Raw genomic sequence first — 23,254 nt, 5'->3', positions numbered from 1 at the left:
CCTCCACGATCAGCTCCGGAGGTCCATGGCGATGTCCATGACCTTCGCCGAGTGGGTGAGTGCACCGACGGCGATGAAGTCGACGCCGGTCGCGGCGACCTCGGCCGCGCGCTCGAGCGTCAGGCCCCCGGAGGCCTCGAGCCTGCAGTGCGGGGTCGCGGAACCGTCACGGATCTCCACGGCCTCGCGCATCTGGTCGGTGGTCATGTTGTCGAGCAGGACCTGGTCGACGCCGATCTCGAGCAGCTCCTTCAGCTGCTCGAGCGTGGTCACCTCGACCTGGATCGGGACCTCGGGGTAGCGCGCCCGGATCAGCTCGTACGCCGGCACGACGCCGCCCGCGGCGATGACGTGGTTGTCCTTCACGAGCGCCTGGTCAGAGAGGTCGCGCCGGTGGTTGACGCCGCCTCCGCAGCGCACGGCGTACTTCTCCAGGGAGCGGAAGTGCGGGATCGTCTTGCGGGTGTCACGCACCCGGGCGCTGGTGCCCGCGAGGACAGCGACCCATGCCGCGGTGGCGGTCGCCACACCGGAGATGTGGCACGCGTAGTTGAGAGCGGTGCGCTCCGCGGTGAGCAGCAGCGCGGTGCCTCCGGCGACGGTGAGGAGCACGTCGCCCTTGACGACGTGCGTGCCGTCGGCGACCGGGCGAGACAGCTCGATGTCGTTGCCGAGCACGTAACGGAAGACCACCTCGGCGACCGCGAGACCGCCGATCACGCCGTTCTCACGGGCGATGAAGTCCGCGACCGCGGTGTCGGCGGCGGGGATCGTCGCCCAGCTGGTCACGTCGTCGCCGGGGAGGTCCTCCGCCACGGCGGCGACGACGTCGGCGTAGACCTGCTCCGGGTCGAGCCCGGCGGCGGCCAGCTCGCCGAGGAGCGGCGTCGGGAGCTCGGCGTACGGCAGGGCGACGATCGACTCGACGTACTCGCTCATCAGTGCTCCGTTGTGGGGTGTGCGGCGGCGACCACGACGTCGTCGGTGGCCGGGGACGGGCGGAAGACGGTGACCAGCTCTCCGCCGGTGAGGACGGTGTCGAAGTGGCCGGCCATCCGTGCGTCGTCACGCTCGGGGAAGTCCTCGCGCCAGTGCGACCCGCGGGTCTCCTCACGGCGGCTGGCGGCCTGGGCCAGGGCGGTCGAGATCGCCAGGAGGTTGGTCGCCTCCCACTGGTCGGGGCCCACCGCTCCGGCGCCGGCCTTGAGCAGCGACGAGAGCGCGACGGCGGCCTCGGCCATGCCGGCGGCTGAACGGAGGACGCCGACCCGCTCGGTCATCGTGCGCTGCACGTCGGCACGGACCGACTCGTCGACGAGGCCCGGCCGGCGGACGTCGACGGCGGGCGTCGACCACGGCCGGAGCTCGCCGGGCAGCACCGCCGCGATGCGACGTGAGAAGACCAGGCCCTCGAGCAGCGAGTTGGAGGCGAGCCGGTTCGCCCCGTGTACGCCGGAGCACGCGACCTCGCCGGTCGCGTAGAGCCCGGCGATGCTGGAGCGGCCGAAGAGGTCGGTGAGCACGCCACCGGAGGCGTAGTGCTGGGCGGGAGCGACGGGGATCAGGTCCACGACCGGATCGACGCCGTGGCTCCGGCAGGTGGCGAGGATCGTCGGGAAGCGGCGCTCCCAGAACTCCGCACCGAGGTGGCGGGCGTCGAGCCACATGTGCGGCTTGCCCTCCTCGATCATGCGGCGGGTGATCGCCTTGGCCACGACGTCGCGCGGGGCGAGGTCGGCGAGCTCGTGCTGGCCCTGCATGAAGCGGTTGCCGGCCCAGTCGACGAGGAAGGCATGCTCCCCGCGGACCGCCTCGGAGATCAGCGGCTGCTGGCCGCGGGAGTCGGGGCCGAGGTACATCACGGTGGGGTGGAACTGCACGAACTCGAGGTCGCGCAGCACCGCACCTGCGCGCAGGGCGAGCGCCATGCCGTCACCGGTCGAGACCGCCGGGTTGGTGGTCTGGTTGAAGACCTGGCCGAGGCCGCCGCTGGCGAGGATCACGGCGCGGCAGTGGACGGCACCGACACCGTCCTTCTGGCCCTCGCCGAGCACGTGAAGGGTCACGCCCGCGACGGCACCGGCTGCGTCGAGCAGCAGGTCGACGGCGAGCGCGTGCTGGATCACCTCGATGCGCGGATCGAGCTCGACGGCGGCGATCAGCGCGCGCTGGATCTCGGCGCCGGTGGCGTCTCCACCGGCGTGCGCGATGCGGTCGCGGTGGTGGCCACCCTCGCGGGTCAGGGAGAGGACCCCGTCGTGGTGGTCGAAGTTGGTGCCGAGCGCGATCAGCTCACGCACGGCGTCGGGCCCCTCGGTCACGAGCACCCGGACCGCCTCGCGGTCACACGCCCCCGCACCCGCCACCAGGGTGTCGACCTCGTGCTCCTCGGGGGTGTCACCCTCACCGAGGGCCGCGGCGATGCCGCCCTGCGCCCACTGGGTGGAGCCCGCGTTGAGCACGGTCTTGGTCACCACCAGGACGCTCAGCGACGGCGCCTCGGCACGGACCCGGAGCGCAGCGGTGAGGCCGGCGATGCCGGAGCCGATGACGACCACGTCGGCGCGTGTCGTCCAGCCGGGCGGCGGCGCGCTGAGGCGGCCGGGGATCCCGGCGTACTGGTGGGACTGCATTGGGGCAGGTTAGCGGCCGGCGACGGTGTCGCCGCGGACGAGTCCGGAGCCGGCGAGCGCCTCGGCCGGGTCGAAGCCCGTCGCCATGATCTTGTTGTCGGCGTCGACGAAGACGACGTGCGGCTTGTAGGCCTTCGCCTCCTCGGTCGTCATCTGGCCGTAGCCGATGAGGATGACCGTGTCGCCGGGGTGCACGAGGCGGGCTGCCGCGCCGTTGATGCCGATGACGCCGGAGCCACGCTCGCCCGCGATCGTGTAGGTCTCCAGGCGCGCGCCGTTGGTGACGTCGACGATGTGGACGAGCTCGCCGGCAAGCAGGTCGGCGGCGTCGAGGAGGTCCTCGTCGACGGTCACCGAGCCGACGTAGTGCAGGTCGGCCTGGGTCACGGTGGCGCGGTGGATCTTGGACTTCATCATGGTGCGGAACATCAGTTGTCTCCCTGGTTGGTGGAGTCCCCGCCAGTGCTGGTCGAGGCTCCGATCTGGATCGGCAGGTTGTCGATGAGGCGCGTCGTGCCGACGCGGGCGGCGACGAGGATGCGGGCCTCGCCTTGGAAAGGATGGTCGGCGTCGTCCGTGAGACGGCCAAGATCCGTGCGCGTGATGACGAGGTAGTCGAGATCCACGCCACTCTCCTTGGCGAGCACGGCATGGGCGGCGTCGAGCGCCAGCTGGACGCCATCCGGACCAGCGGCGATCGCAGCACGCAGGGCGGCACTGAGACTGAGCGCGGTCGCGCGCTCCTCGACGGAGAGGTAGCGGTTGCGGCTGGAGAGCGCGAGGCCGTCGGCGTCGCGCTGCGTCTCGGCACCGACCACCTCGACGCCCATGCAGAGGTCCTCGGCCATCCGGCGGATCAGGGCGAGCTGCTGGTAGTCCTTCTGCCCGAACACGGCCACGTCGGGGCGCACGAGTCCAAAGAGCTTCGCCACGACCGTGAGCACCCCGCGGAAGTGGCCGGGGCGGACGGCGCCCTCGAGGACGTCGGCCAGACCGGGCGCGGGGACGACGGTGACGCCGTCGGGCTCCTTGTCCGCCGCAGGGACGCCGTGGGGGTACATCTCCTGGACGCTCGGGGCGAAGACGATGTCCACGCCCTCTCCCCCGCAGATCTCCAGGTCGGCGTCGAGGGTGCGCGGGTAGCGGTCGAGGTCCTCGCCGGAGCCGAACTGCATCGGGTTGACGAAGATGCTGACGACCACCGGGCCGTCGCCGACGCGCTCACGGGCGACCCGCATCAGCGAGGCGTGGCCCTCGTGGAGCGCACCCATGGTCGGCACGAAGCCGACCGGCCTGCCCGCGCGGCGCGCGCCGGCGAGGAGGGCGGCGAGCTCGGCACGGGTGCTCGCCAGGACGGGAGCGGTCACTGCTGCTCCTGGGCGTCGAGTGCGGACACGCCGCCCGGACCAGCCACCTGCGCACTCGACGCGTCGAGCAGCACGAGGATCTCGGCGGCACGCCGTCCCTCGAGGCGGCCGTCGGCGAGCGCGCGACCGACCGTGGCGCGCGCCATCGCGACGTACGCCGGAAGGTCCTGCGGGGTGGCACGCGCGAGCTCGACGAGGTGGGCACGGACGGTCTCGACGTCGCCGCGGACGATCGGTCCGGTGAGCGCCGCGTCGCCGTAGGCGAGGGCGTTGGAGAGCGCAGCCTCGAGCAGCGGACGCAGGGTGTCGGCCGGGGCGACGCCGCCCTCACCGCCGACGCCAGCCGCAGCGAGCATCTCCATGGCCTGGGAGACCAGGGTGACCAGGTGGTTCGCGCCGTGGGCGAGAGAGGCGTGGTAGAGCGAGCGACGCTCCTCGGGGACCCACATGATGCGGCCGCCGAGGTCGTCCACGAGCTGTGAGGCCATCGCGTGCTCGGCCGGTGCCGCGGTCACGCCGAAGACGCAGCCCTGAAGTCGCGGCAGGTCGACGTCGGTGCCGGTGAAGGTGAGCGCGGGGTGCAGCGCGACCGGACGGGCGCCCTCGCGGACGGCCGGCGCCATGACGGCGAGACCGTGGCGGCCGGAGGTGTGCACGACGTACTGGCCGGCGCGGAGCGCACCGGCGTCGGCGAGCGTCGAGACGACGTTGCCGAGCATGTCGTCGGGCACGGTGAGCAGCAGGACGTCGCAGGCACGCGCGACCGCCGTCGGCTTCTCGACCGGGACGCCGGGGAGCATCGTCTCGATGCGGGTGCGGGAGGCGGCCGACTCACCGGCAGCGGCGACGATCTCGTGGCCGGCGGCGCGCAGCGCGGTCGCCAGGGTGGCGCCGACGCGACCAGCGCCGATCACGCCCACCCGGAGGGATGCGGTCATGTGTCTTCGAGCCTTTCGTTCCAGTCCCTCCGACCACTCCCCGAGGGGAGCCGGTGTGGGTACCAGACGTGTGCTGTGAGAACTCCTTGCAGGACAACGGTACGCCGCACCCTGCCGCGCGCGAAACGGTCCGTGAGGTGGGGTGGGTCACGCGGTACGGCAGACTTCAGCGCATGGAGAGTGCCCGGCCCTGCGTCGCCGTCCTGCTCGCGGGCGGCGTCGGCGCGCGCGCAGGGCTCGGGATGCCGAAGCAGTTCGCCGACCTGCACGGTCGCACGATCCTGGAACGCTCCCTCGCGGCGCTGCACGACCACCCGGCGATCGAGGGCGTCCTGGTCGTCATGGCACCCGGCTTCGTGGATGCAGCGCAGGTCGTCACCGGCAGCTACCCCCGGACCCTCGCCGTGATCGAGGGCGGCGCCGAACGCAGCGACTCGACGGTCAACGCCCTGCGCTGGCTCGACGCCCAGGGGCACGGCGACGCCGACGTGCTCGTGCACGACGCAGCCCGCCCCCTGGTCGACGCCCGCATCATCAGCGACTGCGTGGCGGCTCTCGGCACGCACGCGGCGGTCGGCGTGGCGGTGCGCTCGAGCGACACGATCCTCCGCACCGACGTCTCCGGGCGGATCGTGGACGTCCCGCCGCGCTCGGAGCTGTGGCGGGCACAGACCCCGCAGGGCTTCCGCGCCGGCGTCCTGCAGGCGGCGTACGACGTGGCGCTCGCGGATCCCGCGTTCGTCGCGACCGACGATTGCTCGGTGGTGCTGCGCTACCTGCCCGACGTGGCGGTGCACGTCGTCGAGGGCGACGACCGGAACATGAAGGTCACCGGACCGCTCGACCTGGCGATCGCGGAGCGACTGCTCGGGACGTAGGGCGTCCCTGGCGTCGACTCAGGCGGTCGCGCGCTTCGGCGCCTTGGCGGAGTCGTGCCAGGCCTGGAGCTCGGCCTTCAGGTCGACGAGCTCCTGCTCGAGCTCGGCAACCAGCACGATCGCCTCGGCGGCGCGCGTCTCGGCATCGTCGAGCCGGCGACCCTCGTCGACCAGGCGGGTCTCGGCCTGATCGGCGCGACGCGCCTCCTGGCCCAGCTTGAGGGTGGTCTCGGCGACCTTGCGCTGAGCACCGGCGAGCTGCTCCTCGAGCTCGCTGATCAGCTGCTGGCGCTCGGCGATGCGGGTCTTCATACCGGCGATGAACTCGGCGTTCTCCTTCGCGCGCTTCGCGGCGAGCTCGGAGTACTCCCGCGCCTGGCGGGCGCGGTCGGCCGCAGCCTCGCGGCGCGACTGCGCGAGCTCGGTGGCGGTGATCTTCGTGGCGCCGGCACCCAGCACGAACGCGACGACGGCAGCGGCGGCGACGGGCAGGAAGGTGCCGGAGGCGATGCCACCGACGACGGCCACCGCGGCGATCACGAGCAGAACGGTGGCAACGGTGAGCCGGGTGCTGCGCTGACGACGGCGGGACGAGGAGGTGGCCATGCGATCAGGCTAGGTCGGCCTCGTCGTCGCCGCGGACGCGACACGCGCGTTCCAACCAGATAGCAGCAGCCACACAGGTCACACCAGCAACACCGGCGCTGCCCGCCCGGAGCAGGTGGCCGAGGGCCGCCTCGCCCTCGATGCCGAGCCAGCTCAGGGCTGATCCGGTGTAACCGCCCGCCAGGATCGCGCCGACGACGACGCAGGACTTCGCGATCAGGAGGCGATTGACCGCATGGTGCGGCTCGAGCCAGCCCCGCTGCACCTGGAGCTCACGCCAGGTGACCCACGCCGTGCCCGCGAGCACGAGCGCGAGGAAGGCGATCACGGCGACCTGCAGCCAGCCGACGCGTGGCGCGTCGTGGCCGGCGTACAGCGCGAGCGGGCGCAGCAGCCAGCCCAGCACGAGGCTCGCGCACGCCGTCAGGACAGGAACGGCGGGCGTCGTGGGCCGGATCGACCCCCGGTCCGGCCGGGAGGGCCGACCCGAGGGTCGGTCGCTCACTCGATCTCGAGGGTGAGGTCGTCGCGACGGACGATGCCGCTGGTGTCGAGCGACTCGAGCAGGGTCTTGACCGGACCGTTGCCGGGGATCGTCGCATCGGCCTCGAGGTCGAACCACGGCTGCAGCACGAAGGCGCGCTCCTTGGCTCGCGGGTGCGGCAGGCGGAGCTCCACGGTCTCGGAGCGACGATCGCCCAGCACGATGAGGTCGACGTCGAGGGTGCGCGGGGCGTTGCGCTCGACGTCGCGGTCGCGGTCGTAGGCGTCCTCGATCGCGAGGGCGCGGTCGAGCAGGGTGCGGGCCGGCAGCGTGGTGTCGGCGAGGACCACGGCGTTGAGGAACGTGTCGGACCCGTCGGGAGCGTCGACCGGCTCGGTCTCGTAGACCGGCGACACGGAGGTCACCCAGACGTCGGGGGTGTCAGCCAGCGCTGCCACAGCTCCCTGCAGGGCCGACATGCGGTCACCCAGGTTGGAACCGAGGCTGATCACCGCGCGGCGGATCGGGTGCATCTCTCCCGTCAGCGTGTCCGCGTCGATGATGTGCGGGTTGGGGGTCTCCGTCACGAGCTCTGGCTCCTCTTCCGGGTGATGGTGAGCGCGACATCCGAGTACGTCGCGTCGATCGGCGCTTGAGGCTTGTGCACTGTCACTGTCGCCCATTCAACCCTGTCCGCCAAGAGGCAGACGTCGGCGATCCGCTGGACGAGCGTCTCGATCAGGTCGACCGGGTCACGCTCGACGGCATCCTTCACCGCAAGCGTCAGCGTGCCGTAGTCGACGGTGTCGGCGAGGTCGTCGGAGGCCGCAGCAGGGCGCGTGTCGATGCCCAGCTCGAGGTCGACGACGAAGAGCTGGCCCTCGCGGCGCTCGAAGTCGAAGACGCCGTGGTGGCCGAAGCACTCGATGCCGGTGATCCTCAGGACGTCGGACATGGGACTCAGCCTCCCCATCGGGCAGCGACGCGGACCGCGTCGGCGCTGGAACGGACGTCGTGGACACGGACGCACCAGGCGCCCGCCGTCGCTGCGAGCGTGGTGGTCGCGGCGGTCGCCGCGTCGCGCTCCGCCGGCGGGCGCTCGCCGTCGGCGCCGGCGAGCAACTCGCCCAGGAACCGCTTGCGGCTGGTCGCGACCAGCACCGGGTGACCGAGGTCGTGGAACCGCTCGACCCGGCGCAGCAGCTCCCAGTTCTGGGCCGTGGTCTTGCTGAAGCCAATGCCCGGATCGATCGCGATGCTGTGCGTGATGCCCGCACGGCCTGCTTCGCGGACACGTTCGCCGAGCTCGGCGAAGACGTCCTCCACCACGTCGTCGTACGCCGTGTGGCGCTGCATCTCCGTGGAGTGCGCTCGCCAGTGCATCAGGACGTAGGGGACATCGAGGCGGGCGACCGTCGCGAACATCGCATCGTCGGCCAGCCCACCCGAGACGTCGTTGACCAGCACGGCACCGGCACCGACCGCTGCCTCGGCGACCTGGGCGCGCATGGTGTCGACGCTGACCGGGATGCCTTCGCGCGCGAGCGTGGCGACCACGGGGACGACGCGCTCAAGCTCCTCGTCGGCGCTGGGGCGCTGGGCCCCGGGCCGCGTGGACTCGCCGCCCACGTCGACCAGGTCAGCGCCGTCGGCGACCAGTCGCCGTGCGTGGGCAACGGCGCGCTCGGTGTCGGCGTACCGGCCGCCGTCGGAGAACGAGTCGGGAGTGACGTTGAGGACGCCCATCACCAGGGCGCGGCCCGGCTGCGGGAGGCCCTCGACGTACCGCAGTGGGTGCCCGTGCACGGCGGCCTCAGCGCGTGCCGTGCATGATCAGCGACATCGCCTCGTTGCGGGTGGCGGCGTCGTGCATCTGGCCGCGGATCGCGGAGGTGATCGTGCGGGCGCCGGCTTTGCGGACGCCGCGCATGGTCATGCAGAGGTGCTCGGCCTCGATGACCACGATGACGCCGCGGGCCTCGAGGATCTCCATGAGCGCGTCGGCGACCTGGGTGGTCAGCCGCTCCTGGACCTGCGGGCGACGGGAGTAGAGGTCGACCAGGCGGGCGAGCTTGGAGAGGCCGGTGATCTTCCCGGTCTCCGACGGGATGTAGCCGACGTGCGCGACGCCGGTGAACGGCACCAGGTGGTGCTCGCACATCGACCAGAGCTCGATGTCGCGGACCAGGACCATCTCGTCGTGGCCGAGGTCGAACGTCGTGGTGAGCACGTCCTCCGGACGCTGGCGCAGGCCGGCGGTCACCTCGGCGAACGCCCGGGCGACACGGGCCGGGGTCTCCTTCAGGCCCTCGCGGTCAGGATCCTCGCCGAGGGCGAGAAGCAGCTCGCGCACGGCCGCCTGCGCCCGCTCGTGGTCGAACGCCGGGATCTCGTCGGGGTCGCGCAGCTCGGCACTGATGGGGTCCGTCACTGGTCGGGCTCCGTGGCGCTCAGCTCGTCGCCGGTGACGGCGTTCTGCGTCTCGGCGTCGACGCCGCCGCGCCACTCGACCGGCGGGATGGCGGACGGGCGCCGGCTGTCGGAACCGGTCCACGCGGGACGACGGTCGCGACGGCGCAGGGCAGTGAAGACCTCGGCGACCTCGGCCTTGTCGAGCGTCTCCTTCTCCATGAGGGCCACGACGAGGCTGTCGAGCACGTCGCGGTTCTCCTCGAGGATGTCGAAGGCCTCCTGGTGGGCGGTCGTCAGGAGCTTCTTGACCTCCTCGTCGACGATCGCGGCAACGCTCTCGGAGTAGTTGCGCGCGTGCCCCATGTCGCGACCCAGGAACGGCTCGCCCTGGCTCTCGCCGAGCTTGACCGCACCGAGGCGCTCGGTCATGCCGTACTGGGTGACCATCGCACGGGCCAGGTTGGTGGCCTTCTCGATGTCGTTGCCGGCGCCGGTGGTCGGGTCGTGGAAGACCATCTCCTCCGCGGCGCGGCCACCGAGCATGTAAGCGAGCTTGTCGAGCATCTCGCCACGGGTCTGGGAGTACTTGTCCTGGTCGGGCAGGACCATCGTGTAGCCGAGGGCCCGGCCGCGCGGCAGGATCGTGATCTTGTGGACGGGGTCGCTGCCCGGGAGCGCCGCGGCGACGAGGGCGTGGCCACCCTCGTGGTACGCCGTGATGAGCTTCTCCTTCTCGTTCATCAGGCGGGTACGCCGCTGCGGGCCGGCGATCACGCGGTCGATTGCCTCGTCGAGGGTCTCGTCGTCGATCAGCTTGCCGTTCTGGCGGGCGGTGAGCAGCGCGGCCTCGTTGAGCACGTTGGCCAGGTCGGCACCGGTGAAGCCCGGGGTCCGCTTGGCGACGCTGACCAGGTCGACGTCGGGGGCCATCGGCTTGCCCCGGCTGTGCACCTTGAGGATCTGGTGTCGGCCGTTCATGTCAGGGGCGTCGACCTGGATCTGGCGGTCGAAGCGGCCCGGACGCAGGAGCGCGGGGTCGAGCACGTCAGGGCGGTTGGTCGCGGCGATGAGGATCACGCCGCCGCGGACGTCGAAGCCGTCCATCTCGACGAGGAGCTGGTTGAGGGTCTGCTCACGCTCGTCGTGACCGCCGCCCATGCCGGCGCCGCGGTGGCGACCGACAGCGTCGATCTCGTCGATGAAGACGATGGCCGGAGCGTTCTCCTTGGCCTGGGTGAAGAGGTCACGCACGCGGGAGGCACCGACGCCGACGAACATCTCGACGAAGTCGGAGCCCGAGATCGAGTAGAACGGCACGCCCGCCTCGCCGGCGACGGCGCGCGCGAGCAGGGTCTTGCCGGTGCCCGGAGGGCCGTAGAGCAGGACGCCCTTGGGGATCTTGGCGCCGACGGCCTGGAACTTGGCGGGCTCCTGCAGGAACTCCTTGATCTCGCCGAGCTCCTCGATCGCCTCCTCGCAGCCGGCGACGTCCTGGAACGTCGTCTTCGGCATGTCCTTGGTGATCAGCTTCGCCCGGGACTTGGCGAACTGCATGACCCGGCCGCCGCCGCCCTGCATGTTGTTCATCAGGAAGAGGAAGATCAGGACGATGACGAGGAACGGCACCAGGGTCCAGAACATGTTGGCCAGGACCGAGGGCTGCGGGTTCTCCGAGTTGACCTTCTCGATCTTGCCCTCGTCGAACTGCTTCTGCGCCTCGGCGATCAGGCTCTCCTGCTGACCATCGACCCAGTGGGAGATGATCCGGCTGCCGCCCTCGCGGTCGACGCCCTTGTCGAGCACCGCGCGGATCTCCTGGTCGGTGTCGACGAAGGTGATCTCCTTGACCTCACCGGATGCGACGTACTTGTGCATCTCGGAGGTCGGCACCTCGTCGTAGCCCCCATTGGGCGCGAGGAACTGGAGGGCGAGCACGACGCCCACCACAGCGATGAAGATCCAGAGCCACGGGCCCCTGACAATGCGCTTCACAGGCTTCTTTCGACGACGGCTGCCCGGCCCTCACCGGGAAGTCATGAGTGAGGACCGACGGTACACGTCAGCGGCAACGAGTGTGAGGGCCCGTGGGTTCCCTGAGGAGCGGCGACCGTCAGGAGTAGACGTGCGGCGCGAGGGTGCCGATGTCGCGCATGTTGCGGTACTTCTCGTTGTGGTCCAGGCCGTAGCCGACCACGAACTCGTTGGGGATGTCCCAGCCGACGTACTTCACGTCGACGGGCATGGCCACGGCGTCGGGCTTGCGCAGCAGCGTGGCGATCGCGACGCTCTTGGGGCCGCGGCTGGCGAGGTTGCTGACCAGCCAGGACAGCGTGAGGCCGGTGTCGATGATCTCGTCGACGATGAGCACGTGACGGCCCTGGATGTCGGTGTCGAGGTCCTTGAGGATGCGGACGACGCCGCTCGACTTGGTGCCGGAGCCGTAGGAGCTCACCGCCATCCAGTCCATCTCGACGTGGCGGTTGAGCGCACGGGCCATGTCGGCCATGACCATGACCGCGCCCTTGAGGACGCCGACGACGAGGAGCTCCTCACCGTCGTAGTCGGCCTCGATCTTGCGGGCCATCTCGGCGATCTTCGCCTGGATCTGCTCCTCGGTGAAGAGGATGTTGACGAGGTCGCTCTCGACGTGCGCGGAATCCATGGCAGCAGCCTACGGCGTGAGGTCGTGCGGCGCCGCGTCGGCTGCGATCACGGACGGACCCGGCGGGCGCGCGTGGGCCGCGTCCGCCCTCAGCCCGCGGTCGTACGCCGGAAGGCGAGGCGGCCGTCGGCGACGTACGCCGTGAGGTGGCCGGGCAGCTGCACCTCGCCGCGGACCCGGCCGGTCGCGAGGTCGAGCAGCGCGCCGACGTGGACGTGGAAGAGCTCGGCATCGATCGCCCCGGCATCGACCGCGGCCGCGCGCAGCACACGCGAGGCGATCGCGCGCGGCTCGGCGCGGAGGCCGGCGAGGTCGACCCCGTCGGCGGTGACCAGCACGGCGGCTGCCCCGGCGGCCAGCTCGTCGAGCGCCTCGACGTCGTCGCGCAGCTGGTCGGCGGTGCGGGCCAGGGTGGCGGCGACGCCGGGACCGAGCTCCTCCTCGAGCAACGGCAGCACGAGCCTGCGGACGCGGACGCGGGTGAAGCCGAGGTCCTCGTTGTGGGGGTCGTCCCAGATCTCGAGGCCCTCGACCTGGCAGGCGGTCACGGTGTCGTCGCGGGAGACGTCGAGCAGCGGGCGCGCGTAGTGGTCGAAGGCGCGGCGCATGCCGGCCAGCGAGCGGCCGCCGCTGCCCCGTGTGAGGCCGAGGAGCACGGTCTCGGCCTGGTCGTCGCGGGTGTGGCCGAGCAGCACCAGTTCCGCTCCGAAGTGCGCGCGCATCTGCTCGAGCACGTCGTAGCGGGCACGTCGTGCGGCCGCCTCGATGCCCTCGCCGGCGACCTCGACGCGGACCCGCGCGGAGGCGGTCTCGTCGCAGCCCAGCGCGGCCATCTGCTCCACGACGCGGGCAGCCTGGGCGCCGGAGCCCTCCTGCAGGCCGTGGTCGACGGTCACGCCGATCACGCGCCAGCCGAGCTTGTGCCCTTCGAACACCGTCGCGGAGAGGAGCGCGAGCGAGTCGGCCCCGCCCGAGCACGCGACGAGGACCCGCGGCTGGTCACTGCCGCCCGCACGGCCCGCGGACCCCGCGGCCCGCGCCAGCTCCCGGCGTACGGCGAGGCGCACGGCCGCGACCGCCGGGTGGAGGCTCATCCGTGGACGCGCTTCACCCACGCGGCCGGGTCGTGGATCTCGGCCTTGGACGGGAGGTTCTCGGGGCCGGCCCAGACGGCGTTGAAGCCCTCCATGCCGACCGCGTCGACGGCGTGGCGGACGAAGACGGCGCCGTCGCGGTACTGCGCCATCTTGGCGTCGAGGCCGAGGAGGCGGCGCAGCACCTTGTCGAGGACGCCGACGCCTCCACGACGCTGGGTGAACTTGCGGCGGATGTCGGCGACGGACGGGATGACCTCGGGGCCGACACCGTCCATGACCACGTCGGCGTGGCCCTCGAGCAGCGACATGACGCCGGTGACGCGGTCGATGATCTCGCGCTGGGCCGGGGAGCTCATCAGCTCGGCGATGCTCCCGCCCTCGCCCTTCACCAGGCGCTGGACGCCGGAGGCGAGGTCCTGCCACATGCGCGACGGGTCGACGGTGTCGGAGAGCGCCTGCACCTGCGACCGGATGTGCTCGCGCATCCACGGCACGGCGGTGAACTGCACGCGGTGCGTCTCCTCGTGGAGGCAGACCCACAGGCGGAAGTCGGTCGGGTCCGCCTCGAGCTCGCGCTCGATGTGGACGACGTTGGGCGCGACGAGCAGCAGCCGGCCGGCCGGCGGAGAGAACGGGTCGAACTGGCCGAGCACCTTCGACCCCATGAAGCCGAGCAGCAGGCCGAGCTCGGCGCCCGCGATGCGGCCACCGACGGCGCGCGCGGTCGGGCCGGGCTCCTTGCCGCGGCCGGCGACCTTCGACATCAGCGGGTCGAGCAGCACCGCGAAGCTGTCGGCGTTGGCCTGGACCCAGCCGCCGCGGTCGACGACGAGCACCGGCGCGGTGTCCTCCGGGGCGACCAGGCCGGTGAACTCCGCCACCAGTCCGGTCGAGCGGGCCGCACCCGCGCGCAGCTCGGCCACGGCGGCGTCCGCCTCGGACCTGCTCACGACGGGGCCCTCGCCGGCGAACTTCGTGCCCAGCCGGACGGCGTACTCCCAGTCGACGAGCTGCTTCCGGCCCTCGTCCGCTCCCTCAGTCATGCCCGGAAGCCTACGGCGGGGACGGGAAACGGCGGCCGGTCCCCTCCCGGGGTCCGGCCGCCGCATCGTTCCGTCGTACGCCGATCAGCCGCGCGAGAGCTCCGGGCCGAGGACGAGGTCCGAGGTGCTCGCGGTCAGGCCGCTGCGCAGGCCGTCGTCGGACTTGTAGCCCTGGGCGAGGTCGGAGATGTCGCGGACGACCTGCGTGCCGAAGCCGACGCGGACCCACCGGGGGCTGCTCAGGCAGCTGCGGGGGATGCTCATGGCGACCGTGTTGGCGGTGTAGTCGATCGACTGGCGCAGGCCGGTGCAGGAGACCTTGCTGCCGTCGCTGTCGCGGTCCATCTCCTTGACGACGACGTGGCCCGAGTCGGTGACGACGGCGAAGTGGCGGTGCAGGCCCTCGTTGGTGACCACGCGGAGCACGTGGGCCTTGGTGAGGCCGGGGCCGAGCTCGGCGTACCGCGCGGTGACCTTGACCCGGTCGGTCGTGTGGGTCGCGACCACGCGCAGGACGTCGGGCTGCGCCTGCGTGGCGTCGACGGCGTCGGTGCAGTTCGAGCCGCTGTCGTCGCAGCCGCTGGAGACGGTGACGTCGCCACGGGCGTCGTTGTGCGCCCACTGCTCGGCCTGGGCGGGGGTGGCGAGGCCGACGCTGAGCGCGGCGGCTCCGGCGACGGCGAGAAGGCGGCGGGACAGGCTGTTCACAAGGACACCTCGGTTCGGGAGATCAGACGACCGAACCGTACGTGCCCGGAGCGGAACACGTGCACGAATCAAGCAATCTGGTCAGCCGCGGGCGAGTCGCGGGCTGAGCGTCGCCATGATCATCTCGGGATCCATGCCTCGCCGAAGCGCGTCGTCGGCCCTGAGGTAGCCGCGGCTCGCATCGACGGACTCGTAGGCGAGGAAGCCGACCCGCACGAGACGGGGAGAGCTGAGGCAGGCGCGCGGAACCCTGAGGAGGACGTCGTTCCCACGGAAGTCGACGACGTACGACGCGCCGCGGCACGCGACGGGCTCGCTCGGCCCCGTGAACGACGTCGTCACCGACGTGCCCTTCACGGTGACGACGTACTGCCGGAAGAGGCCCTCGTCCGTCCGCACCTGGATGCCGAACCCCTGCTCCGCGGAGGTCCTCCGGATCTCCGTGAACAAGACGTGCACGGTCAGCACGTCGGTGCGATGGCGGATCGTGATCTGCCTGATGTCCGGCTCCTGCGTCGACGCGTAGGTCAGGCTCGTGCACGCATCGTCCGCACAGCGGGTCACGTCGCCGGCGGCGTCGCTGTGGTCATAGCGCTGGGCCCGGGCGGCGCCCGGCACGGCGAGCAGGAGGGCGGCGGCGAGCGCGCCCGCGCGGGCGAGGAGGTTCATGTGACTTCCGGTCAGGAGCAGATGCACGAGGCGAGGGTGGAGACGATCACGTCGAGCGCCTGCCGCGCGTCGAGCGCCTTCTCCGGCTTCACCTTGTCGGCCATCACCGCGAAGAGGAGCGTCTCGCCGTCGGGCGTCGTCGCCACGCCCGCCAGCGCGTGGACCCCGGTCAGGGTGCCGGTCTTGGCGGCGGCACGGCCGCGGCCGGCGACCGGTCCGTCCTGGAACCGCTCGGCCAGCGACCCCGTGAAGCCGGCGACCGGCAGCGCCGTCGCCACCGTGCGGAGCGCGGGGTGGGAGGGGTCGATGGCGAGGGCGAGGACGTGGATCAGCGTGTCCGGCGTGAGCCGCGTGGCAGGCGAGAGGCCGCTGCCGTCGAAGATCCGGTCGCCGGCCTCGAGCCGGACGCCGAGCCGGCCGAGCACTGTGGTGACGCCCTCGAGGCCGCCCGCGAAGCTGCCGCCGAAGCCCTCCTTCACGCCCACCTGGTGCGCGAGGAGCTCCGCGCCCTCGTTGTCGCTGGTCGCCAGGACCTCGTCGACGATCTCGTCGACGCGGGCGCTGTCCATGCCCGCGAGTTCGGTGGCGCCCGCCGCTGCCGTCGTACGCCGGGGGGTGCCGGCGACCTTCACGCCTGCGGACCGCAGGGCCCGTGCGAAGACCTGCGCGGCGTCGAGCGAGGGGTCGTCGACGGTGACCGGACCGCCGTCGGGGTGGCCCTGGTCGGACCAGAGCGCGGTGATGGGGGCGGCATAGCCGGCACCGACGTCGGTCGGGTCCCAGTGGGGGTTGACCCCGGGGCCGGAGAAGCGCGAGTCGTCGTAGCCGAGCCGGACGCGGGTGGTGCCCTGCTTCACGAGCGCGGCCGCGGTCTTGCGCGCGAGCGTGCGGAGGTCCGCAGGGGCGGGACGGTCGTCGTCGTGGGAGACCGGCTTCGGGGTCAGGTAGGGGTCACCGCCGCCGACGAGGACGATGCGGCCGGGCGCGGCCCCGGTCACGACCGACGTACGGAAGCGCGTGGCCGGGCCGAGGCTCTCGAGTGCCGCCGTCGTGGTGAGCAGCTTGGTGGTCGAGGCGGGCACCGCCGCCCGGGAGCCGGGCGAGGTGCCGCCCCGGAAGAGGACGTTGCCGCGGGCGTCGGCGACGGCCATCACGACGTGGCGGCCGAGATCCTTGTCACGCAGCACCGGGGCGAGGACGGCGCGGATGCTGGCGGGGTCCGGCGTGGTCGCGACCAGCGGGTCGGCCACGGGAGACGGCGGGGCCATCGAGGGCAGGTCGACGCCGGTGGGCGGCGCGACGAGCGCGGCATCAGCGACGCGGTCACCCCACCCGAGGCGGCGCGGGACGTCGTACTGGAAGGAGGCGAAGGCCGTGGCGAGGACCACGAGCACGAGGAGGACCGGCGTCCACAGACCCCACCGCGAGCGTCGGGGGCGGGCGCTGGAGGCGTCTCGTGCCACGGATCATGTCCTTTCAAATGCGCAAAAGAGCGCGTTCTGCGTCAAGATGACTTCCAATCGGCGGGTCCCTCGGGGCTGCCGGCCCCCAAGTCTGCCCGGTCGACGAGCCGCGTCGGCCACCCGATGACGCAACACGCTGGAGGAACAGTGCTGGAGTTCGAGGTCCTCGTCGAGATCCCCAAGGGCTCGCGGAACAAGTACGAGGTCGACCACGAGACCGGGAAGATCTACCTCGACCGGATGCTCTTCACGTCCACGGCCTACCCCGAGGACTACGGCTACGTCATCGACACGCTGGCTGACGACGGCGACCCGCTCGACGCGCTGGTCATCCTCGACCAGCCGACGTTCCCGGGCTGCCACATCCCGTGCCGCACGATCGGCATGTTCCGCATGACCGACGAGGCCGGCGGCGACGACAAGCTCCTCTGCGTGCCCGCGCACGACCCGCGCATGGCGCACCTGCAGGACATCGGCGACGTCTCCGAGTTCGACCTGCTCGAGATCAAGCACTTCTTCGAGGTCTACAAGGACCTGGAGCCCGGCAAGTCCGTCGAGGGCGCTGACTGGGTCGGCCGCGAGGAGGCCGAGAAGGAGATCGCGAAGTCGGTCGAGCGCTTCAAGGCCGCCCAGGCCAACGGCGGTCACTGACCTCCTGCCCCACCGCGAAACCCGGGTCCTGGCTAGCCGAGACCCGGGTTTTGGCGTACAAAGACCCGGATTTCGCGGTCAGCCGTCGTAGGAGACGTGGGCGGTCCAGCCCTCGTCGGGTCGGGTCGCGGCAGCGAAGAGCGCCCGCGAGACCGCCTCGGCGCCGAAAGGCCCCTCCTTCGCGAGCAGCCCGTTGACCTGCATCGCGACGGCACGGACACCGCGCTCGCTCAGCGTCGCGTCGATGCTGGTGACCAGGTTGCGGACAGCGGCCTTCTGCACCCCGAGGGTGGGCGCGCCGGACCAGGGCGTGTCGGCTGCCGCCGAACCGGTCACGAGCACCCGCGCGCCGGCCGGCATCGCGGGCGCGGCGGCCTGCAGCGCCGGCAGGAGAGCGCCGACACCGAAGGCGACGTCCTCGAGGAGCTCGGCGACGGTCAGCTCCAGGACGGTCCGCTCGCGCCAGGCGCTCGGGTTGAAGTGCAGGACGTCGACCCGGCCGTGCCGGTCGACCACGGCGGCGACCGCGCGGCGTACGTCGGCCTCGTCGAGCAGGTCGACCGCGTCGGCCTCCGCCTCGAACCCCTCCGAGACCAGCTGGTCGGCGAGGGGCTGCGCCTGCTCGACGGACTGGCCCAGGAGCACGGCGCGGTGGCCGGCCTCGGCGAAGCGGCGGGCGGTGAACAGGCCGAGTCCGGGGCCTGCGCCCAGGACGACGTACACGGGTGCGGTCATGGACCCGAGCCTAGGCCGTGCTCACTGCCAGGTGAGGAGCTCCTCGGCGCGGAGCAGCTCGTCGGGGATGCCGAACGCGTCGACGAGATCGACCGCGAGCGGGCGGAGCTTGCGGCACAGGTCGTTGATCTCGCGGGTGATCGCCTTGCTGCGGTTGCCGGTGAGCCGGTTGTGCTCCATGAACCAGCCACGGTCGGCCTCGATCGTGGTCAGCGCGAAGAGGTCGCAGAGCAGCCCGAGCGCGACCCGGTTGTCGCCGTGCGGCAGCGTCGCGAAGACCGCGATGAACGACTCCAGCATCAGCCGCTCGACGTGGGCGTTGGCGGTCGCGATCACGTGGTCCTGCACGCGGGAGAAGACCTCGCCGGCGGGCAGGCCGGCGTCGATGCCGCGCTTGAGGCGCTTCGCGGCGCCGGCGACCATGTGCTCCTCGCGGAAGCGCAGCATGTCGAGGTGGTACGTCGGGTCCAGCAGGCCCGACTCCTGGTTCCACTTGTCGTCGCCCGGGAGCACGTCGCGCAGCCGCTCGATCAGGCGGTGTGCCATCGTCCGCTCGACGACCTGGTCGACCGCCATGCCGGCGACGAACTTCACCAGCTCGAACTGGCTCATGTCGCCGAACTCGCTGGAGTAGTCGGTCAGCAGCCCCTTCGCCACGAGCTGCAGGAGCACGTGATTGTCGCCCTCGAACGTCGTGAAGACATCCGTGTCGGCCTTGAGCGCGGTGAAGCGGTTGGCGGTGAGGTAGCCCGCACCACCGCACGCCTCGCGGCACTCCTGGATGGTGCGGGTCGCGTGCCACGTGCCGAGCGCCTTGATGCCCGCCGCCTTCGACTCGAGGTCGCGACGGACCTGCTCGGAGGTCGCCCGGCCGGAGAAGACGTCGTCGAAGTGGCGGCGCAGGCCGTCCTGGGCGAAGTGCAGCGCGTAGGTGCGCGCGAGCAGCGGGAAGAGCCGCCGCTGGTGCTGGCCGTAGTCGAGCAGCAGCAGCTCCGGCTGGTCGTCGTCGGTGGTGAACTGGCGGCGCCGGTCGGCGTAGCGCGTGGCGACGGTCAGCGCGACCTTGCTGGCGCTGATGCCCGCGCCCGCGACGCTGACGCGGCCCATCACGAGCGTGCCGAGCATGGTGAAGAAGCGGCGGTTGGCGCTCTCGATCTCGCTGGAGTAGACGCCGTCCGCGGAGACGTCGGCGAAGCGGTTGAGCAGCGCCTCTCGTGGCACCCGCACGCCGTCGAACCAGAGCCGGCCGTTGTCGACGCCGTTGAGGCCCATCTTGTGGCCGCAGTCGCGGATGCGGACGCCGGGCATCGGCTCCCCCGCCTCGTCGCGGATCGGCACGAGCAGGCAGTGGACCCCGTGGTTCTGCGGCTGACCATCGGGGCCGCCGACGACCAGCTGCGCGAAGACCGCCGCCATCGTGCCGTGGCGCGCCGCGTTGCCGATGTAGTCCTTGCGCGCGCTGTCGTCGGGCGTCTCGATGACGAACTCACCCGTCGCCACGTCGTACGTCGCGGTGGTGCCGATCGCCTGGACGTTGGAGCCGTGGCCGGTCTCGGTCATCGCGAAGCAGCCGAGCAGCCGGCCCGCGGCGATGTCGGCGAGGTGGGCGTCGTGGTGCCGCTTCGTGCCGAGGTTGAGCACCGCGCCGCCGAAGAGGCCGAACTGCACGCCGATCTTGACCAGCGCGCTCAGGTCGCCGAACGCCGTCGTCTCGAACGCCGCGACGGTCGCGCCGAAGTCGCCGCCGCCGCCGTACTCCGTCGGGAAGTGGGAGGCGGTGAGGCCGGTGCCGGCCATCTCCACGACGGCGTCGCGCACGCGGTCGCGGAACTCGTCGCGGTCCATCTCGTCGGCGTCGACCAGGAGACCGGCGTGCTCGACGAGCGCGGCGCGGACCTTGTCGCGCAACGCAGCGTGCTCGCCGTCGAGCAGGCGGGTGAGGGCGGGGACGTCGACGACCGGCTGGACGTAGCCGTCCTCGGTGACCTGGTTCGGGTTGGTGGCCATGCCAATCACCCTAGGGCGTGCCTGGAGACACGACGAAGGCCCGGAGCGAGATGCTCCGGGCCCCTGTCGGTGCGTGCTGGTCCGCGCGCCTGCCTCAGAGGCGGACGGCGAAGTCCGGGTACCAGTAGTCCATCGACCGGATCCGCACCTGGGCGCCGGCGTGCGGCGCCTCGATGACCTGGCCACCGCCGAGGTAGATCGCGACGTGGTGGATGCCGGACGGGGCGCCGTTGCTCGACCAGAAGAGCAGGTCGCCACGCCGGGCGGAGGAGACCGGGATCGGCGTACCGGCGTCGTACTGCGCGCCGGAGAAGTGCGGCAGGTAGATGCCGGCCTGACGGAAGGCCATCATCGTGAGGCCCGAGCAGTCCCAGCGGTCCGGGCCGGCGGCACCCCAGAGGTACCACTCGCCGAGCTGGGCCTTGGCGTAGGAGATGACGGCCTCGACGCCGCCGGACGAGACCGGCGGGGCGGGCGCGGGAGCCGGGGCGGGGGCCGGAGCGCTGCCACCCTGCTGGGCGGCGGCCGCGGCGGCGGCCTTGTCGGCGGCCGCCTTCTGCGCGGCAGCACGGGCCGCCGCGCGGGCCTCGGCCTCGGCGCGTGCCCTGGCCGCAGCCGCGGCGGCGCGGCGACGCTGCTCCTCGAGGGCAGCCTGGCGCTGGGACGCGAGCTCGACGGAGATGTGCTGGAGGTGGGCGAGCTCGCCGACGAGCTTCTTCTTCTGCTGCGCGACGCGGTCGGCCTCGGCGGCAGCGTTGTCCGCGCTGGCCTGCGCCTGCTGGCGGGCGGCCGTGGCCTGCGCGGCAAGGGAGGCAGCGTGCGCACGGGCCTTGTCGGCCGTGTCGGCGGCGGCACCGGCCTTGGCGGCCGCGTCGCGGTAGCCGGTCTCGATGTCGTCCATCGCCCGGGTCAGCTGGTAGGTCGTGCTCGCGGACGAGAACATCGCCCGGGGGCGGGCCTGCGTCGTCATCGCGTTGATGGCCTGGAGCTGCGGCTGCTGCTCGTAGGTGCGCGCGACGAGGTCGGTGTACGCCGCCTTGTGGGTGCGCAGCACCCGCTTGGCCTTCGCCTCGGCTGCGTCCGCCTTGGCGGCTGCGGCCTGGGCGAGCTGGAGGTGGTAGATCGCGCCGTTGGCTGCCTCGGCGGCCATGCTCGCGCGCATCTCGGCGGACTCGAGGCGGGCGTTGGCGGCGTCGAGGCGGGTCTGGACGCCCCGGACCGTGTGGGCCTTGGCGTCGGCAGCCGCTCGTGCAGCGTCGACCTGCTGCTGGCTGGGCGCATTGCCGGGGTCGTTCGGATCGGCCCAGGCGGGCAGCGAGAGCCCGCCGAGGGCTACGGCAGCGACCGCTGCCATCGCCAGCGGGCGCCCGGAGATCGTCCTGCGCACGTTTCTTCCCCTCGTCGGCCCCACCCCGAGGTGGGGAGCTTGGCCCCGGCGGCTTCCCCACCGCCGGGGCCCGGCCCGGATGGCTTCCCCACCACACCGGGCACGACGAGCACGCTAGTGATCAGTAGTCACAAAAGACAACAGTTCTGTCGAATTTTCTCAGATTCATCGGCGTGTCGGCTTGACTCTTACATGGATGTAATTCTCGAACTACACGCGTGTCATTCAGACAAGTCGGGTGTCGAGACCGCACGAGACGGCACCTCTGGCGTGGCGAAACGTCACAAGCTGCGTGCCGAAATGGCAGATCTTGAGCGCGACTGGACACCACATGTGCCGCCTCGGCACGCAACATGTGCCGCCTCGGCGACCGGGAGAGGGCGGACAACGACGAAGGACCTGGTCGCGATCGACCAGGTCCTACGGCGTAGAGGTGGAGGGGACGAGCGGCGAGGCTCAGTCGTCGTCGACGGGGACGATCGAGGAGGTCGTGGTGGGGTGCGAGGAGAGGCCGTGGCGGTCGAACTTCTGCCCGGAGGCGAGGCCGCCCAGGTAGAAGGAGAGGAACGCGATCACGACGCCGGCGATGTCGTCGGAGACGTAGTGCCAGCCGAAGTAGAGCGTCGCGACGACCGTGATGCCGAAGTTGGTCCAGAAGACCCAGTGCACCCAGCGGGTCTTGATCGTGTACTGCACCATCAGCGCGACCAGCAGGGTGATCGCGCAGTGGAGCGAGGCGAACGCTGCCACGGACTGCACCGCGTCCGGCGTCGTCGTCCAGTTCAGGACGGCGTCACGGCCGTTCCACAGGCTGTTCATCAGCTGGCTGGCCGGGGTGTTGTCGAGGTCCTGGTAGAGCCAGGAGTACTCGAAGCCGGGGCCGACCGACGGCACCAGGTAGTACGACGCGGTGCCCAGCGTCCACGCCAGCACCTGCGAGGTCGCGAACCAGTAGCCGAAGCTGATGTTGCGCGACCAGACGAGCCAGGCGGCGAGGGCGAGCGGCACCAGCGGCAGGAACCACAGGTAGATGTAGGACAGGAAGTACGCGATCGGACCCGTGCCGAGGATGTCGTGGAGCACGATCGCGGGCTCGTGGCCGAAGAAGATGAAGCGGTCGATCTGGTGCAGCGTGCGGTCGTAGTCACGCTCGGTGCCCATCACCTCGGGCAGGAACGACTTGAGGTTCCGGTAGGACACGTAGGTGACGTAGAAGCAGATCAGCCCGAGGAGCACGAGGGTCAGGCGCTCGCGGTTCCAGTGGCTCACCCAGCGGTCGCGCACGATCGGCCACATCTGCGCCGGGTGCATCCGCGAGCCCCAGACGACGCGCGGCACCATGTCGAGGAGGAGCGCGCCACCGACGAGCAGCGGCAGCCGCAGCCACGAAGGGCCGAGGAAGCCGTCGGGGTCGACAAGCTTCTTGTCGAGCGACGCGGCGGTGACCAGGGCCAGGGCACCCATCATCGTCGCGACGCCGATGAGGAGTACGTAGGCCCGGCGATGCACGGACG

General features: G+C 71.6%; 24 protein-coding genes. 2 read left to right on the top strand and 22 right to left on the bottom strand.

Annotated features, from left to right (window positions below; genetic code table 11):
* Positions 1–9: 9 nt before the first annotated feature.
* From nadC to IEX47_RS11890, 5 genes are read right to left on the bottom strand one after another with little or no spacing between them, the layout of a single operon-like run.
* Positions 10–939 carry a carboxylating nicotinate-nucleotide diphosphorylase gene (gene nadC / locus IEX47_RS11910; protein WP_188784216.1) on the bottom strand — a complete coding sequence of 310 codons (930 nt, stop codon included), beginning with the start codon at positions 937–939 and terminating at the stop codon, positions 10–12.
* Positions 939–2,633, bottom strand: a complete 1,695-nt coding sequence (locus IEX47_RS11905) for an L-aspartate oxidase (RefSeq protein WP_188784215.1) — start codon at positions 2,631–2,633, stop codon at positions 939–941. Before IEX47_RS11905 ends, nadC begins: the two co-directional genes overlap by 1 nt.
* 9 nt (positions 2,634–2,642) lie before the next feature.
* Complete coding sequence (panD, locus tag IEX47_RS11900; protein ID WP_107700860.1) at positions 2,643–3,062, bottom strand: aspartate 1-decarboxylase; 420 nt, start codon at positions 3,060–3,062, stop codon at positions 2,643–2,645.
* Positions 3,062–4,000, bottom strand: a complete 939-nt coding sequence (gene panC, locus IEX47_RS11895) for a pantoate--beta-alanine ligase (protein WP_188784214.1) — start codon at positions 3,998–4,000, stop codon at positions 3,062–3,064. Before panC ends, panD begins: the two co-directional genes overlap by 1 nt.
* Positions 3,997–4,938 (bottom strand): Rossmann-like and DUF2520 domain-containing protein, encoded by a 942-nt coding sequence (locus tag IEX47_RS11890; RefSeq protein WP_188784213.1) that lies wholly within the window; start codon positions 4,936–4,938, stop codon positions 3,997–3,999. The genes panC and IEX47_RS11890 overlap by 4 nt, the downstream gene beginning before the upstream one ends.
* 173 nt (positions 4,939–5,111) lie before the next feature.
* On the opposite strand from IEX47_RS11890, the gene ispD reads away from it, so the two are divergent.
* On the top strand, positions 5,112–5,816 hold the full coding sequence (gene ispD / locus IEX47_RS11885) for a 2-C-methyl-D-erythritol 4-phosphate cytidylyltransferase (protein WP_188784212.1): 705 nt from the start codon (positions 5,112–5,114) through the stop codon (positions 5,814–5,816).
* Between the two features lie 18 nt (positions 5,817–5,834).
* On the opposite strand, the gene IEX47_RS11880 is transcribed toward ispD, so the two are convergent.
* From IEX47_RS11880 to dacB, 13 genes are all read right to left on the bottom strand, one after another.
* Positions 5,835–6,422 (bottom strand): hypothetical protein, encoded by a 588-nt coding sequence (locus IEX47_RS11880; RefSeq protein WP_188784211.1) that lies wholly within the window; start codon positions 6,420–6,422, stop codon positions 5,835–5,837.
* 4 nt (positions 6,423–6,426) lie between these two features.
* Positions 6,427–6,927, bottom strand: coding sequence for a DUF3180 domain-containing protein (locus IEX47_RS11875; protein ID WP_229662833.1), 501 nt, complete (start codon positions 6,925–6,927; stop codon positions 6,427–6,429).
* Positions 6,924–7,493 carry a 2-amino-4-hydroxy-6-hydroxymethyldihydropteridine diphosphokinase gene (gene folK, locus IEX47_RS11870; protein WP_188784210.1) on the bottom strand — a complete coding sequence of 190 codons (570 nt, stop codon included), beginning with the start codon at positions 7,491–7,493 and terminating at the stop codon, positions 6,924–6,926. Before folK ends, IEX47_RS11875 begins: the two co-directional genes overlap by 4 nt.
* Entirely contained in the window at positions 7,490–7,861 is a 372-nt protein-coding gene (gene folB, locus IEX47_RS11865; protein WP_107700866.1) for a dihydroneopterin aldolase, read from the bottom strand. The genes folK and folB overlap by 4 nt, the downstream gene beginning before the upstream one ends.
* A gap of 5 nt (positions 7,862–7,866) precedes the next feature.
* A complete protein-coding gene (gene folP, locus IEX47_RS11860; RefSeq protein ID WP_107701739.1) occupies positions 7,867–8,652 on the bottom strand; it encodes a dihydropteroate synthase in 786 nt (261 codons plus the stop codon).
* 67 nt (positions 8,653–8,719) lie between these two features.
* Complete coding sequence (gene folE, locus IEX47_RS11855) at positions 8,720–9,337, bottom strand: GTP cyclohydrolase I FolE (RefSeq protein WP_107700867.1); 618 nt, start codon at positions 9,335–9,337, stop codon at positions 8,720–8,722.
* Positions 9,334–11,310, bottom strand: coding sequence for an ATP-dependent zinc metalloprotease FtsH (gene ftsH, locus IEX47_RS11850; protein WP_188784209.1), 1,977 nt, complete (start codon positions 11,308–11,310; stop codon positions 9,334–9,336). The genes folE and ftsH overlap by 4 nt, the downstream gene beginning before the upstream one ends.
* A 118-nt stretch (positions 11,311–11,428) precedes the next feature.
* Positions 11,429–11,980 carry a hypoxanthine phosphoribosyltransferase gene (gene hpt, locus IEX47_RS11845; protein WP_188784208.1) on the bottom strand — a complete coding sequence of 184 codons (552 nt, stop codon included), beginning with the start codon at positions 11,978–11,980 and terminating at the stop codon, positions 11,429–11,431.
* A gap of 89 nt (positions 11,981–12,069) precedes the next feature.
* Positions 12,070–13,074, bottom strand: a complete 1,005-nt coding sequence (gene tilS, locus IEX47_RS11840) for a tRNA lysidine(34) synthetase TilS (protein ID WP_188784207.1) — start codon at positions 13,072–13,074, stop codon at positions 12,070–12,072.
* Complete coding sequence (locus IEX47_RS11835; protein ID WP_188784206.1) at positions 13,071–14,120, bottom strand: Rv3626c family coenzyme F420 biosynthesis-associated protein; 1,050 nt, start codon at positions 14,118–14,120, stop codon at positions 13,071–13,073. Before IEX47_RS11835 ends, tilS begins: the two co-directional genes overlap by 4 nt.
* 84 nt (positions 14,121–14,204) lie before the next feature.
* A complete protein-coding gene (locus IEX47_RS11830; protein ID WP_188784205.1) occupies positions 14,205–14,828 on the bottom strand; it encodes a hypothetical protein in 624 nt (207 codons plus the stop codon).
* Positions 14,829–14,909: 81 nt separating this feature from the next.
* Positions 14,910–15,524: a hypothetical protein gene (locus IEX47_RS11825; RefSeq protein ID WP_188784204.1), complete on the bottom strand. Its 615-nt coding sequence runs from the start codon at positions 15,522–15,524 to the stop codon at positions 14,910–14,912.
* Positions 15,509–16,960 (bottom strand): D-alanyl-D-alanine carboxypeptidase/D-alanyl-D-alanine endopeptidase, encoded by a 1,452-nt coding sequence (gene dacB, locus IEX47_RS11820; protein WP_188784203.1) that lies wholly within the window; start codon positions 16,958–16,960, stop codon positions 15,509–15,511. The genes IEX47_RS11825 and dacB overlap by 16 nt, the downstream gene beginning before the upstream one ends.
* Before the next feature lie 150 nt (positions 16,961–17,110).
* Between dacB and IEX47_RS11815 the strand changes: the two genes are divergently transcribed.
* Entirely contained in the window at positions 17,111–17,611 is a 501-nt protein-coding gene (locus tag IEX47_RS11815; protein WP_131582389.1) for an inorganic diphosphatase, read from the top strand.
* Positions 17,612–17,689: 78 nt separating this feature from the next.
* Here IEX47_RS11815 and IEX47_RS11810 read toward each other — a convergent pair whose 3' ends face one another.
* The 4 genes from IEX47_RS11810 to IEX47_RS11795 all read right to left on the bottom strand — a co-directional run bounded on the left by IEX47_RS11810 (position 17,690) and on the right by IEX47_RS11795 (position 23,249).
* Positions 17,690–18,346, bottom strand: coding sequence for an SDR family oxidoreductase (locus IEX47_RS11810; protein WP_188784202.1), 657 nt, complete (start codon positions 18,344–18,346; stop codon positions 17,690–17,692).
* A gap of 21 nt (positions 18,347–18,367) precedes the next feature.
* Positions 18,368–20,353 carry an acyl-CoA dehydrogenase family protein gene (locus IEX47_RS11805; protein WP_188784201.1) on the bottom strand — a complete coding sequence of 662 codons (1,986 nt, stop codon included), beginning with the start codon at positions 20,351–20,353 and terminating at the stop codon, positions 18,368–18,370.
* A 94-nt stretch (positions 20,354–20,447) separates the two neighbouring features.
* Positions 20,448–21,740, bottom strand: coding sequence for a C40 family peptidase (locus tag IEX47_RS11800; protein WP_188784200.1), 1,293 nt, complete (start codon positions 21,738–21,740; stop codon positions 20,448–20,450).
* A gap of 456 nt (positions 21,741–22,196) precedes the next feature.
* Entirely contained in the window at positions 22,197–23,249 is a 1,053-nt protein-coding gene (locus IEX47_RS11795; protein WP_229662832.1) for a phosphatase PAP2 family protein, read from the bottom strand.
* Positions 23,250–23,254: the final 5 nt, after the last annotated feature.

Source organism: Nocardioides phosphati, assembly GCF_014646375.1.
Lineage (GTDB): Bacteria > Actinomycetota > Actinomycetes > Propionibacteriales > Nocardioidaceae > Nocardioides > Nocardioides phosphati.
This window is presented reverse-complemented; position numbering and strand designations above follow the sequence as displayed.